Origin of the sequence: Pelagibacterium flavum, from assembly GCF_025854335.1 — a bacterium.
Classification (GTDB): domain Bacteria; phylum Pseudomonadota; class Alphaproteobacteria; order Rhizobiales; family Devosiaceae; genus Pelagibacterium; species Pelagibacterium flavum.
This window is the reverse complement of record NZ_CP107716.1, coordinates 1,574,579-1,588,760: the sequence shown is the minus strand read 5'-3', so window position 1 is coordinate 1,588,760 and position 14,182 is coordinate 1,574,579. Positions and strand designations below refer to the sequence as shown.

Genomic DNA, 14,182 nt, shown 5'->3' with positions numbered 1-14,182 from the left:
CACAGTGCGCAAGCGCTCGCTGACTATAGCCGGCCACCGCACCTCTATCGCGCTTGAGCCGCAGTTCTGGGATGCGCTTGAGTCCATTGCCCAGACACGTGACGTTTCGCTCCCCCATCTGATTGCAGAAATCGATGAAACGCGCGAGGACCCGAACCTGTCCTCTGCTATCCGCGTCTTTGTTCTGGCCTGGTACCGTTCGGCCTCAGGGCGATAGGCTCTGCAACTGCAGTGAACCTGGCGGCAGCACCGTAACCGACGAATCGGGGTTATCCGCTGCACCGGGCTCCGGCTGTAATGGGGTAACGCTGGGCTCGGAAAGCTGTTCTTCGAGTTCCTGCAGTTGGCGCTGCTGCTCCTCGATCTGCAGGCGGTCTGCCTCTTCCTGTTGCTGCTGCAACAACAATTCGGTCTGCCGCCGCGCTTCCTCCTCCATCAGCCGTGCCTGTTCCTCGGCCGCCGCACGCTGGCGCGCTTCCTGCTCGGCCCGCAGCGCCTCAAGTTCATCGAGTTCGATTTCATAGGCCCGCATCTGGATCGCATCGACCATCGGCCCAAGATCAAGGCTCCGCTCGGGCGCAAACAGCGTCCCGTCAATTCCGATCCCGATCCGTCCCGTCGTTTCGGTAATCAGCCCGTTTCCGGCCAGTGCCTGTGTCAGTGCCAGCGTCCAGTCCGCTTCGAGCGCGGCAGTTTCCACATCGAGACTGCCCCCACCGACCAGCCGCGCGCCGCCGCCATCCATGGCGATGTTGGCGATCCGCGCCACCCCGCCGATCAGCCGCACCAGTCCGCCCGCATCCTGGCTCTCGAACGGGCCCGATTGCAGCGCCGTCGCAACGAGAATTTCCAGCGCCTCTGGCTCGATTTCTATCAGATTGTCCACGTTGGCCGCGGCCTGAAATGCCTGGGGCGACAGTCCTTCAATCCGTAAATCCTCGACCGAAAAACTGCCCTCCCCGTTCAGCGATCCGGCAAAGGCACGATAGCTGTCGCCGCTGCCCTGAAACTGCATTCCCAGGGTCAGCGTCCCACCCAGGACATCCGCCGGCATATCGGGCAGCGCTGCATCGATGGCGACGCCGTTGAGCGTGAGACGCCCGCTCAGACTCTTGTCGGCCAGGGCCGAGGCGCAACACGCCGTTGCATCGAGTTGGATGGTGCCGCCGCCGAATTCGCCAAACAGGCCACGCAGCCCCACATCCTCCTCGCCCCACGCGTAGTCGAACGCCAGTGCTTCGATCAGCCGCTCATCGCCCGCCATCAGCGCCGGCGCGGTTATCGCAACCCGCCCCCGCGTCGTCCGCTGGCTCGCCCCCAGATCGACCGGTCCGTCCGGCCACACGCCAGGCGTGAATTCGAGCACACCGGCAGGGCCGGCCAGCATGGCCGCCACCGTCTCGACATCGAGCCCGTCGAACTCGAGCGATCCGGTCACCAGCGCCGTTTCCCGCTGCGCCGCATAAGACAACGTACCGCTGATCGCCCGCTCGCCGGCAAAGGCCGAAATTTCGGACAGCGTTACGCTCTCACTGCCCACAAATCCGATTTGTGCCTGCCCCTCCAGCCCCGGAAACCAGGTGCCTTGGGCGCCGGCAAGTTCGGCCAGGGCAACTCCGTCGGCAAACAGGAACGAAGTCTGCCCCTCACCCCGGATCGAACCAGGGTCGGAAAGCACCAGCATTCCGGAAAAATCGATCCGCTCTCCGCCGCCCTCCAGCGAGAACTCGGCATCCATATTGCCGGTCGGATTGCCCTCCAGCCGCGCACTGGCAATCGCGCCATCGTCACCGGCGATCAGCGGCGCCATCCCCAACTGGTCGAGCAACGCGCTGCCGCTCTCGGCCGCTGCCTCAAGCGCCACTACTAGATTTTCACGCCCCAGCCCGGTTATGCCTCCCGTCATCTCCAGCTGGCCGGAAACCTCGCTCGCCGCCGCCCTTCCATCGAGCGTCAGCGTCTGCACCCCGTCGCGTCCGGGCGGATCGAGAACCACCGACAGTTGCGCGGGAAGGCTGCCAAGCAGGCCCTCGCGCAACGGGTTGTCTTCTCCGGCCAAAAGCCCAATTGCCGGAGCATTCGATGCCACGGTCAGACTGCCCTCGCCGGCAACCACCGGCGCGGCCAGCGTTCCCGATAGCCGCCCGGCACCCTCAAATCCGACTCCACCATAGTCTCCCACTGCGATGCTTTCGATCTCCAGCCCTTCCCCGTTCCATGCCGAGCGCAGCGAAAGATCCTCGAGCACCAGCCCCTCGACCCGCGCCGCCTCCACATCGAGATCGAGGCGCCCCTGCGGAAAACTCAACCCGAACGTTCCCGCCGGATCGATTGGCGGCAACAGCGCCAGGAGCGCCGCGCTCTGGCCGCCATCGAGCTCTGAAAGCCCGGCCGTGACCTCCAGTGATGGCGCATCCCCGAACCGCATCGAGCCAGAAACCGTGTGCACTGTATCGTCGAGCACCAGTAACCCATCGACAAGGCGCAGCCGGTCATTGACCAGTTGCAGCTGCCCGTTGAGCGAACCGCCCATTCCAAACAGCGGATTGCCCTCCCCCGCCCGCTTCCAGAGCAGCGAGAGCGCGTCGAGCCGCGGCGAGGACATGGCCAGCGTGCCATCGAAGGCCGGCCATCCGGCCGCCCGGCCCAACTGTCCGGTCAGTTTCAGCGTCGTGTCCCCCGATAACCGCCCCGAAAATTCCTCAACGGACCAGATGTCGCCGTCGCTTGTCGCATCCAGCCGAACGTCGCGCACGGCAACGCCGCGTACCGACAGTTCGTTGATCGACATGGCGATCCGCCCCGGCAAGGGCGGGGTCAAGGGCTCGGGCATCCCGCGCAACAGGCGCACGATTTCAAACGGTTGAGCACTCTCCTCGGTCACCGCCCGCGGCTGCAGCGTCACTACCCCGCCCGAGACCATGGCATCAAACGCCGGTTCGGCTCCAAGGCTCAGTGACGCCTCCCCCGTCAGCCGTGTCGCCGTCTGGTTCTCATCGGGAAGCAGGACAAACTCGGAAAGAATTATCTCCTCACTGTTGGCAATCAGCGGGCTTTGCAGCAGCATCCCGCCGATCACCGCCTCGCCATCATCGGGCGGCGGCGCCTGCCTGTAGGTCAGCGTTCCATCAAGGCTCGGTGCCCCCCCGGTGTCCAACAAGCCCTCGGCAGCAACCGAGAACGCCCCGCTGGCCGGGCGCACAAAGGCGCTGACCTGCATCTGCCCGGCCGCATTCATCGCCGACGTCGAAACCCGCACCCCATAGGCCGTGCCCCCGTGCACCGTCTGCCCCTCGATGGCGAACGGTCCCCGAACGCCAGCCAGCGTCATGTCTCCATCAAACCCATCGGCCTGCCAGCTCTCCCCGCTGCGCAGATCGGTCAGCCGCACCACGCCATCGGTCAGCCGCGCATTGGCGATAGACACATTGGTGACCGTCGCCGATTGCGCCAGCGTGATCGGCGTCTGCAATTGCCCGTTTTCATCAATGACCAGATTGAGTTCCGGCCCGGTCAGCCGCAACTGGGTGACGGTAAACCGATCACGCAGGAAATCCATGAGTGACAGATCGGCCTCTATCTGCCGAGCCGATCCCACCGGCGCCTCTGCCGGCCCCAGCCGCGCGTTCTCGAAATGCAGGCGCGGCTGGGGCAGCAGGGTAAAATCCATATCGCCAGCAATCTCGACCTCAACGCCCAGCGCTTCGGCCGCCATCTGCTCCATGCGCGGCTTATAGGCGTTCCAGTCGATGAACCAGGGAACGACGAAGGCGCCCCCCAGCAAAAGGATCGCGATCAGTCCGATGGCGATGTAGATGCGATTGGCCAAGCCGTTGGCGTCCTTTACAAAGTCGAGGGCACATTAGAGTGAGGGTTGCGAAGGGAAAAGTCTCCAACTTTTCCGGTTCGATCTCACGCCAATACAAGGGCCTAAGGTCCAATTCCGATTCAACAAAGCGCAATTGGACATTAGGCATATCGCCCCGCCCCGTCACCCGGCTTATCCCGCCTGAGTTCAAGATTTCACAACCTGTATGCGGCAAGTTGCCTTGCAGATGCAAACGCAGCACCCTAGAGCCTATCAGCAGCGCGGATTTGATCCTGGAGCAATCGGGTTCGCGCGGCGCCAAAGCAGGAAAAATCATGGCAACGCCGGTCAAAACGGCCAAGCAGATCTATTTCGTCACCCAGCGCTGGGTCCGCCCGCATCTTGCGAGCTTTCACGCCCTGCAACAGCCGCGCTTGTGGCTTCTCGCCATTCTGCTCGGCCTGATCGGTGGAGCGCTGGGCATCGCTTTTCGCCTCGCCATCGGCTTTGTCCAATGGATCTGGCTGGGCACCACCAGCGAACAGGTCCTCACAACGCTTTCCGCGCTCCCTTGGTGGTGGCCGATGATCGGGCCCCTTGCCGGCGGCATCGTCGTCGGCATCATCCTTTATTTCTGGCGCCCGCTTGGCCGCGCCGGCGGCGTCGCCGATGTCATAGAGGCCCGCGTGCGCGAATCGTCGACCCTCACCTTCCGTGGGGCGACGGTCGCCACGCTGGTTACCGCCATTACGCTCGGTTCGGGCGGCAGCGGCGGCCGCGAAGGCCCCATCGTCTATTACGCCGCCGCCGCGTCAAAACTCGGCTTCCGCATCTTCCGCCTGCCCGCCGCGGCGCGCCGTATCGCGCTCGCCTGTGGCGTGGCCGCTGCCATTTCCTCTTCGTTCAACGCCCCCATTGCCGGCGTGTTGTTCGCCCACGAAGTCATTCTGGGCCACTTTGCCATGAGCGCCTTCGTGCCCTTGGTCATCGCCTCGGTGGTCGCCGCCATCATCTCCCGGCTCTGGTTCGGCGAAGCCCCCGCCTTCGTCATCGATCCAGACGCCATCTCCATTTCGTCCTATCTCGAGATCCCCGCCTTTGCCCTATTGGGCCTGGTCTGCGCCGCAGTCGCCATTCTGTTCCAGACAGCGCTGATCGGAGGCGATTGGCTTTCCAAACGCAGCGACATCCCGGTCTGGGTCCGTCCGGCCATTGGCGGGCTGTTGGTGGGATTGATCGCGCTCGCCTTCCCCCATGTGCTCGGCGTCGGCTATGAAGCCACCGATATGGCGCTGGCGGGCTCGCTCGATCTCTGGCTCATGCTCGCCCTGATCGTTGCCAAGACCGTCGCCACCACGATAACGCTCTCCTCGCGCGCCGGCGGCGGCGTCTTTTCGCCCTGCCTCTATCTCGGTGCCATGACCGGCGGCGCCTTCGGCATCATCGCCACATCGGTCTTCCCCGATGTCGCCTCCTCGGTCGGGCTATACGCCCTGATCGGCATGGGCGCCGTCGCCGCAGCCGTGCTCGGCGCGCCGATCTCCACTGCCGTCATGATTTTCGAATTGACCGGCGGCTTTGCCTTTTCCATCGCCCTGCTGCTCGCCGTCGGTATTGCCACGGGCCTGTGCCAGGCCGTCATGGGCCGCTCCTATTTCCACTGGCAGCTCTATACCCGCGGCATCATGCTCGAAGAAGGTCCGCACAAACATGCCGCCCAGTTCATCCGCGTCCGCGATTTTCTTCGGCCGCTTCCCGAAGGCGAAGACACAAATTTCGACATCGCCTCGGGCGCCCCCTGGCTGCGCCCCTCCGAAACCCTCGAATCCGCACTCAAGGCCTTCGACGCCAGCGAGGTCTCCCGCCTGCCGGTCATCGAATCCAAAACCAACGCCATCATCGGCCACGCCCACCACGTCGACGCCCTGGCAAGCTTCAACAAGGCCCTGGTCGCCCATTCGCGCGAAGAACACAGTTAAACGGATCGCTCCGATTTGTATCTGCCGTTGAGGAAAGCTGACGTCTGGATTGTCCTTCATCCGTGGCCTGAATGCTGACGAAACCGCCATTTGGTGCTATCCTTGGGCGCACCATTTTGGTCGTGACTTTCACGCAGCCGGTGCACCACAGAACTTCGATATGTGGGAGGACCTCGGATGGACTTCGTCACGTCCGAAGACGGAACCCCGATTGCATTTGAGCGCAGCGGCAGCGGTCCGTCCTTGGTCTTGGTTCATGGCTCTACGGCAGATCACACGCGTTGGGCTGGCGTTCTGTCCGATCTCGAGAGCCAGTTCACCGTCCTTGCGATGGATCGCAGGGGTCGCGGGAAAAGCGGCGACGCCTCTGACTACGCCCTGGAGCGGGAATACGAGGATGTCGCGGCAGTCATCCGGGCCGCAGGGCGCGATGTAAGCGTCATTGGCCATTCATTCGGAGCGCTGTGCGCGATGGAGGCCGCGCTTCGCGTGGACAATCTCAAACGGCTCGTCCTTTACGAGCCTGCGTTTCCCGTCGGCGGAAATCCGCTCTATTCGCCCGAGATCCCCGACCGCCTGAAGGCGATTTTGGACAGCGGGGATCGCGATGCGATGCTGGTGGCCTTTTTCAGGGACGTGGTCGGCGCACCGGATGCACAGATCGAGGCGCTTCGCGCAGACCCCTCCTGGGCTGGCCGCATCGCGGCTGCGCATACCGCGCTGCGTGAACTGGCGGACGGGGATTACCTGTTTGAGCCCGAACGATTTCATAATCTGGCGGTGCCGACTTTGCTGCTGGTGGGGGAAAACAGCCCCAAAGAACTCACAGCGCCTGCCCAGGCACTTAACGATGCGCTTCCAGACAGTCAGATTGTCACACTGGAGGGCCAGGGACACGTCGCAATGACGACAGCACCAAGACTGTTTTTAGATGCAATACTGAGATTTCTGGCATCCTGAACCGACCGGGCAGAACAGGCAGCCCGCCGGTCATCGAATCAAACCGACTAAATGGCCGCAAGAGTTAGGATTTGTGCATCAGAACGGCCAGCAAACCAGCCAGTTGATCGGCCTGGGCATCGTCCAGCTTGTTGCCCAAATGGCGCTGAATGGCCGCTGCATACACGTTCCACATGCGCGCCTGCATAGCTCGGCCAGCCTCGGTTATGATAACCCATCGGCCCCGTCCATCTTCGGAAAACACCTCGCGCCGAACCAGCCCCGCCTTCTCCATCCGGTCGAGAAGCCGAGACAGATTGTGCTGTGCCAAGAGGGTCCGCCGCTCGATTTCATAAGGCCGTAATCTGCCGTCCTCGGCCCGCCCTACCTCCAGCAGCACATCGTACCAGCCGAGCGGCGGCAGGTCGGCCATCTTCAAATCCTGCTCGATCGCCGCAAGGACAATTTGCTGCGTGCGCATCAGGCGCACCCACGCCTTGACAACAGAGGGCGAAGGATGCGGCAGCTTTGTATCAGGGCGATCGGACATAAATGCAGTTACATCTATATTGACGAGCAACGCAAGCTCATATAGATGCAACTGCATGTATATGAGCTCGACGAAGGCCACTTCCGGCCTCGGCTTAATTCAAACAGGAGATTTCACCATGTCCAACGCCCATCTGACTCTCGTCAGCCACCACCTGTGCCCTTACGTTCAGCGTGCCGCTATCGTGCTTGCCGAAAAGGGCGTGCCGTTCGAGCGCCGCTATGTCGATCTGTCGGCAAAGCCAGACTGGTTTTCCGCCATTTCTCCGCTGGGCAAGGTGCCTCTGCTGATCATCAAACAGGAGGATGGCACCCAGGCAGTGGTGTTTGAGAGTGCCGCGATCTGCGAATATCTTGAAGAAACCCAACCCGGCACGCCACTCCATCCCACCGATCCGCTGGCAAGGGCCCGACACCGCGGCTGGATGGAGTTTGGTTCCTCCATCCTTTCGGACCTGTGGGGCTTTGAAACCGCCAGGGATTCGAACACCTTTGCGGACAAGCACAAGGCGTTGCTCGCCAAGTTCAGCCGCGTCGAGGCAGAGTTGGGTGATGGACCGTTTTTCTCCGGCGAGGCGTTCAGCATGATCGATGCGGTTTTCGCGCCGATCTTCCGCTATTTCGACGTGTTCGACACCTTGACGTCGACCAGCCTGTTCGACCCGCTGCCGCGTGTGGCCAGATGGCGAGGCGAACTCGCCGCGCGCGAAAGCGTAAGCGCAGCCGTCACCTCAGACTATGCCGACCGGCTCATGGGGTTTCTTAGAAATCATGACGCATGGCTCTTAAGGCAAGCGGCCTGACGGACCGGAAACAGCCCATTTTCAGCTGCGCATCCATAAAAAAGAGGCCGGACCCAAAGGTCCGGCCCCTCCAGCATCTTGTCTGGTTCGCAGGCTTATTCGACTGCGCCGATCGACCAGAAATTGGTCTCGCCCGAACTGTCGTCCACGCCGTCATTGTCGGTCACTGCCCAGCCGATGCCGTTGGCATCGATGGCAAAGCCTTCGACCTTGTCGAGAACATAGCCGTTGAGCGCCTGAAGGTCGGGGATGAAGTCGCGAACTTCTTCCTTGGTGACCACCGGCAATTCACCGCCGATCTCGGCACCGACCAGTTCGGCAACCGGAACGCGGTAGAGCTTTTTAAGCTCGGCATTGCCGGCGATCTGGTTGTCGCGTTCTACGATATAGGCGTAATCACCGTGGATGGTGATTTCCGAAAGCCCGACCCAGGCGCCGTCGGTCGGAGTTTCCAGCGGATAGTGGACGGCACCCCATTCGCCAGTCGAAGGCTTATAGGACACCAGCTTGGTCATGCCCGCTTCGTCATCGCCCCATTCGCGCTGAATGGCGATCCAGAGCACCATGTCCTCGCCAGTACCCACCGAGCTGACGCCCTCGGAACCGAAGCGGATTTCGTTGGCCAGCAGCGAGTCCGGGAACGATACTTCCTCGACGATCGCCCCCTCGGCATCCACGCGATAGAGCATGTGCGGGATGTCGCGGTCGGTCCGGCCTTCCGAGGCCAGCCAGAACCCGCCTTCGCCATCGAGCGTGATGCCTTCGAGGTCGAGCGCTTCGGCTGCGGCGCCATCACGGGTGATCAGCGTTGCCTCGGTAATCATCGCCGGGCTCTGGGCCGCATCGATCGTATAGATGGTCGGCATCATCGAAAGGTAGCTGTCATTGACCGCATAGAGCTTGCCGGCTTCGTCCGCATCGGCAACCAGACCCGAAAGGGCCACCCAACCGATCGGCGTGCCATCTTCGTTCATCGCCGACACGATCTGCGGATAGTCAGGCGCATCGACGTCTTGATACGCAAAGATCATCACATGCGAACCGGCAAGGCCGTCTTCGCGCAGATCTTCTTCATTTGCCGTCGCGATGATGTTGCGATCGGGGATCGCCACGGCGCTTTCCGGTCCCATGCCCGAGGGGATGGACTGGATGTATTCGGGTTCACCGTCGGTGGTGCGGTAGATGGCGATCAGTGAGGACCGCTCCTGCATGACAAAGATCAGCGTGTCATCGCCGAATGTTGCCACTTCCATGCCTTCGGGTTCGATGCCCTTGGCGTCCGACCGGCCTTCGGGATAGTGCCCGAGGGTTGCGGTGATCATTTCCATCGCCGCGCCGGATTCATAGGCGACCGAACCGTCCTTGTTATAGATTGTAAAGCCGCGTGAACCACCATTGTAGTCGCCTTCGTTCGAGGCAACGAAATGGTCGGCGTCGATCCACTTGACGGCGTCCGGCTCGCGCAGGCGCGTATCCTGGCTCTCGGTGAACGAGAGCACGCCGTCTTCCTCGGTATCGATGCCCGAAAGGTCGGTCGAACCGGCCGAGAAATCATTGATAACTTCGCCCGAATTGCCGTCGATGATAACGAAATGATTGTTCTCCTGCATGGAGACGACCAGTTCGTTGTTCTCGTTGAAATCGGTGAACTCGGGCTCGGGATCGCTCGGCGCGATGTCGGCGAGGCCGGTCACGTCGACTTCGATCATCGAGTCACAATCGAGCCCTGCGTCGCTGGTCGAAAACAGCGTCACGTTCCCGGCGGGAAGCTGCGGGATTTCCCCGTCATTGAGGTCTTCGTCGCGCTCGTTCTCAATCGCCACGGCCAGAAGTGTGCCGTCGGGCGATTTGGCAACGGAGTCAGGCTGCCCCGAGACGTCGCAGGTCGCAACGATTTCCTTGCTGGCCATGTCGATGACCGCGACGTGGCCCGAGGGCGCAACGAAGCTCTCTGAGGTATTGACGCCGGCAAAGGCGTAGTCGCCAATCACGACGACCGAAGTCGGCTCACCGTCCGTGCTGACGTATCCGGCAGCGGCAGGAGCGGCCGGATCGGTGATGTCGACGAACCCGATTCCACCACCGGGGCTGTCGGAATAGACCAGCGTCATGCCGTCTTCCGAGGCCGATATGATTTCTGAGGATGTTGCTTCGGCTTCGGGCGCATTTTCTGCGACCGGAAAGCTGGCGATACGGTTGAAGAAGGCTGCCTGCGCTGGCATGGCCGCGCTGGCGAGCAACCCGGCAGCGAGTGCCGCGAGCAGAGTCGATTTGGTCATTGCAATCCCCTGATGCGTGAAATGATCACGCCGGGCGTCTTAGGCCCCCTCGGCAACACTTCTGTGACAACGCCGAACCGGCCTGTGCATGTACTTTTGCCGTCATCGGACCTATATACTGGCGACTAGAACAAAATGAGATTCGAGCGCCGCCAGAAAAAGCATGTCCTCGGCGTGATCGGGGACGGATCCGGTTATTCGGTTCGGCGGCGCGAGCAAGGAAAAAACTCAACCTACATGTCAGCCGTCCCGCCCCATCGCCCGCAAGGCCCCATCACCTCCCAGTTCGCTGCGCGTGAGCCGGCCTACCTTGCCGGGCTCAACGCCGAACAGCGCGAGGCGGTGGAAACGACCGAAGGCCCCCTCCTGGTCCTTGCCGGCGCCGGGACGGGCAAAACCCGCGTCCTGACCACCCGCATCGCCCACATCCTTGCCACCCGCAAAGCCCGGGGCAACCAGATCCTCGCCGTCACCTTCACCAACAAGGCGGCGCGCGAGATGAAGGAGCGCATCGGCAAGCTCGTCGGTGCCTCGGTCGAAGGCATGCCCTGGCTGGGCACCTTCCACTCCATCGGCGCTCGCCTGATCCGCCGCCATGCCGAGCTGGTCGGCCTGCGCCCCGATTTCACGATTCTGGACACTGACGACCAGATCCGTCTCATCAAGCAATTGCTCGCCGCCGAAAACATCGATGAAAAGCGCTGGCCCGCCCGCCAGTTCGCCTCGATGATGGATGGCTGGAAAAACCGTGGCCTGCTCCCCAAGGACATCTCCCCCGCCGATGCCGGGTTCTTTGCCAATGGCAAGGGCCAGAATATCTACAAGGACTATCAGGCGCGGCTGAAAACATTAAACGCCGCCGATTTCGGCGATCTCCTGCTCGAAGGCATTCGCCTGTTCAAGGAAAACCCCGAAATTCTCGCCCAATATCACGACCGCTTCCGCTACATGCTGGTCGACGAATACCAGGACAGTAACACCGCCCAATACATGTGGCTCCGCCTCCTCGCCCAGTCCCGCGACGGCATCAACAGCTCGAACATCTGTGTGGTCGGCGATGACGACCAGTCGATCTATGGCTGGCGCGGCGCCGAGGTCGATAACATCCTGCGCTTCGAAAAGGACTTCCCCGGCGCAAAGATCATCAAGCTCGAACGCAACTACCGCTCCACCTCCAACATCCTCTCCGCCGCCTCCCACCTGATCGCCAACAACGAGTCCCGCTTGGGCAAGACGCTCCAGACCGATGTTGGCGAAGAAGGTGAGAAACTCTCGGTAACCTCAGTCTGGGACTCCGAAGAAGAGGCTCGCCAGATCGGCGAAGAGATCGAACAATACCAGCGCCAGGGCGACCCGCTCGACGACATGGCCATCCTCGTGCGCGCCTCGTTCCAGATGCGCGAATTCGAAGAACGCTTCATCACTTTGGGGTTGAACTACCGCGTTATCGGCGGCCCGCGCTTTTACGAGCGCAAGGAAATCCGCGACGCGCTGGCATACTTGCGCATCGTCGCCCAGCCCGCCGACGATCTTGCCCTCGAACGCATCGTCAATGTGCCCAAGCGCGGCCTTGGTGATGCCACCCTGCAGATCGTCCATGACACTGCCCGCGCCGCCCAAATCCCGCTGCTGACAGCCATCCGCGAGCTGACCGAAACCGAGGAATTAAAGCCCAAACAGCGTTCGACCTTTCGTGAACTGGTCCGCCAGATCGACGATTGGGCCGATCGTCTCCGCACCATCCCCCACCATGAGCTGGCCGAACAGATTCTCGATGAATCCGGCTACACCGCCATGTGGCAGAACGACAAATCCGCCGACGCCCCCGGACGGCTGGAAAACCTCAAGGAACTCATCCGCTCCATGGAAGAGTTCGAAAACCTTGGCGGTTTCCTCGAACACATCGCTCTGGTCATGGACCGCGATTCCGGCGAGGGTGGCGACGCGGTCTCGATCATGACTCTGCACTCGGCCAAGGGCCTCGAATTCAACACCGTCTTCCTCCCCGGCTGGGAAGAAGGCCTGTTCCCTCATCAGCGCGCTCTCGATGAATCCGGCCTCGCCGGTCTCGAGGAAGAACGGCGTCTGGCCTATGTCGGCATCACCCGCGCCCGAAAACGCTGCCGCATTTCCCTCGCCCAGAACCGCCGCATCCACGGGCTCTGGCAATCCGCCATCCCCTCGCGCTTCCTCGACGAACTCCCCGCCCAGGTCGTCGAAGTCACCGACACCGGCTCCTCTTACGGCGGCTACACCTATGGCGGCCGCGCCACCACCCGGTTCGACAACCGCGACCCCTTCGAATCCGTCTATGAAACCCCCGGCTGGCAACGCGCCCAGCGCCAGCAATCGTCCCGCAAGGGCCCAGGCCCTGTCACCATAGACGGCGACCTCGTCGCCCGCTCCTCAGGCCCCTCGGCCGCCTACGGCGTCGGCGAACGCGTCTTCCACCTCAAATTCGGCTACGGCACGGTGACCGCCGCTGAAGGTAACAAGCTCTCGATTGATTTTGAGAAGGCCGGGCCCAAGAAGGTGCTGGATAGTTTTGTGAAGCGGGGGTGAAAACCGCCGGTCTGGCAATGGCTTCTTGTCAAAACCGGGCCGTAGAATCCGGGTCGCGCCAGGCCACTCGATTTGAGACCACATCCCCGTTCACACCAAACGGGGAAAGAAATGTCTCAGCTCAAAAACAAAATCGCCATCATCACCGGTGCCACTTCGGGCATCGGCGAAGCCGCGGCGCTGCTCTTCGCTCGTAAGGGTGCATGCCTTGTCATTTCGGGCCGTCGGCAGGACAAGCTCAACGATCTCGTAAGACAAATCGACAATCTCGGCGCCAGCGTCGTGGCCGTTGCTGGCGATGTGCGCGAGGAGAGCCACGCCCAGGCTTGCGTTGACACCGCGACGAGCCAGTTCGGTGGTCTCGACATCGCCTTCAATAACGCTGGCGCCGCCACTGCCATGGGTTCGGTGACCGATCTCGATCCCACTGAATGGCAGGAGGTCATGGAGACCAATCTTACCAGCGCATTTCTCGGCTCGCGTCACCAGATCCCGGCCATGCTCAAACGCGGGGGCGGGTCGTTGATTTTCACCTCGAGCTTCGTGGGCAACACGGTCGGCTTCCCCGGCATGGCGGCCTATGCCGCTGCCAAGGCCGGGCTGGTCGGCCTCGTTCAGACGCTCGCCGCCGAATACGGCGCTCAGGGAGTCCGCGCCAACGCTCTGCTGCCCGGAGGCGTCGATACGCCGTCGAACGCGGCGAACCTTCCAGGCGCTGCGCCGGAAATGCGCGGGTTCATCGAAAGCCTGCACGCGCTCAAGCGCCTTGGCAAACCCGAGGAGCTGGCACAAGCGGCCCTCTTCCTTGCTTCTGATGCGTCCAGCTTTCTGACCGGCACAGCAGTACTGGCCGATGGCGGCGTCTCGATCACCCGAACGTAAAGTCGTATGGAGCGGCCAGTTGTGGCCGCTCCCGCCACTTCCAACATTTCTCTTTGACATCGATCAATGAGTGGAACCGCCGGCCCGCGCAAAGTGTTTAATCTGCATACACTTCAGCCCAGCGGAGTTGCCCCCATGTCAGACCTTCACCCAGGTATCGCCACAGCAAATCCCGACGCCTTCCGCGTCAACGATCATGAAGATTACCAGTCCGGTGAAGGCCCCATGACCCCCTCACAGGCCGCCGAGCTGCTCTGCCTCGCCCAGCGCGCCGAGGAACCCGACGCCTATGATGACGACCTCACCAGCCTCGAAGCGATCAACCGCATCAAGCTGCTGAAACGCAAGCTGGACGGATAGCGCGCTTCTGGCGATTATTCG

At 62.1% G+C, this 14,182-nt stretch carries 10 protein-coding genes; 7 read left to right on the top strand and 3 right to left on the bottom strand.

The genetic code is table 11. The features are described 5' to 3' along the window. Positions 1 to 4 precede the first annotated feature (4 nt). Positions 5 to 217, top strand: a complete 213-nt coding sequence (locus OF122_RS07840) for a ribbon-helix-helix domain-containing protein (protein ID WP_264227213.1) — start codon at positions 5 to 7, stop codon at positions 215 to 217. Here the strand turns inward: OF122_RS07840 and OF122_RS07835 are convergent. After that, the gene (locus tag OF122_RS07835) at positions 206 to 3,829 is read right to left on the bottom strand and encodes an AsmA family protein (protein ID WP_264227212.1); all 3,624 of its coding nucleotides are present in this window, start codon (positions 3,827 to 3,829) and stop codon (positions 206 to 208) included. The genes OF122_RS07840 and OF122_RS07835 overlap by 12 nt on opposite strands. 314 nt (positions 3,830 to 4,143) lie before the next feature. Between OF122_RS07835 and OF122_RS07830 the strand changes: the two genes are divergently transcribed. Both OF122_RS07830 and OF122_RS07825 read left to right on the top strand, forming a co-directional pair. Next, positions 4,144 to 5,787: a chloride channel protein gene (locus OF122_RS07830; protein ID WP_264227211.1), complete on the top strand. Its 1,644-nt coding sequence runs from the start codon at positions 4,144 to 4,146 to the stop codon at positions 5,785 to 5,787. Positions 5,788 to 5,964: 177 nt separating this feature from the next. Further along, positions 5,965 to 6,747 (top strand): alpha/beta fold hydrolase, encoded by a 783-nt coding sequence (locus tag OF122_RS07825; RefSeq protein WP_264227210.1) that lies wholly within the window; start codon positions 5,965 to 5,967, stop codon positions 6,745 to 6,747. Between the two features lie 64 nt (positions 6,748 to 6,811). Here OF122_RS07825 and OF122_RS07820 read toward each other — a convergent pair whose 3' ends face one another. Continuing rightward, a complete protein-coding gene (locus OF122_RS07820) occupies positions 6,812 to 7,276 on the bottom strand; it encodes a MarR family winged helix-turn-helix transcriptional regulator (RefSeq protein ID WP_264227633.1) in 465 nt (154 codons plus the stop codon). 118 nt (positions 7,277 to 7,394) lie between these two features. On the opposite strand from OF122_RS07820, the gene OF122_RS07815 reads away from it, so the two are divergent. Beyond that, positions 7,395 to 8,078: a glutathione S-transferase family protein gene (locus tag OF122_RS07815; protein ID WP_264227209.1), complete on the top strand. Its 684-nt coding sequence runs from the start codon at positions 7,395 to 7,397 to the stop codon at positions 8,076 to 8,078. Between the two features lie 95 nt (positions 8,079 to 8,173). Here OF122_RS07815 and OF122_RS07810 read toward each other — a convergent pair whose 3' ends face one another. After that, a complete protein-coding gene (locus tag OF122_RS07810; protein WP_264227208.1) occupies positions 8,174 to 10,357 on the bottom strand; it encodes an esterase-like activity of phytase family protein in 2,184 nt (727 codons plus the stop codon). A 237-nt stretch (positions 10,358 to 10,594) separates the two neighbouring features. Between OF122_RS07810 and OF122_RS07805 the strand changes: the two genes are divergently transcribed. From OF122_RS07805 to OF122_RS07795, 3 genes are all read left to right on the top strand, one after another. Then, a complete protein-coding gene (locus tag OF122_RS07805) occupies positions 10,595 to 12,919 on the top strand; it encodes an ATP-dependent helicase (protein WP_264227632.1) in 2,325 nt (774 codons plus the stop codon). 111 nt (positions 12,920 to 13,030) lie between these two features. Further along, a complete protein-coding gene (locus OF122_RS07800) occupies positions 13,031 to 13,801 on the top strand; it encodes an SDR family oxidoreductase (protein ID WP_264227207.1) in 771 nt (256 codons plus the stop codon). Positions 13,802 to 13,936: 135 nt separating this feature from the next. Beyond that, positions 13,937 to 14,161, top strand: coding sequence for a DUF3072 domain-containing protein (locus tag OF122_RS07795; protein ID WP_264227206.1), 225 nt, complete (start codon positions 13,937 to 13,939; stop codon positions 14,159 to 14,161). Positions 14,162 to 14,182 lie beyond the last annotated feature (21 nt).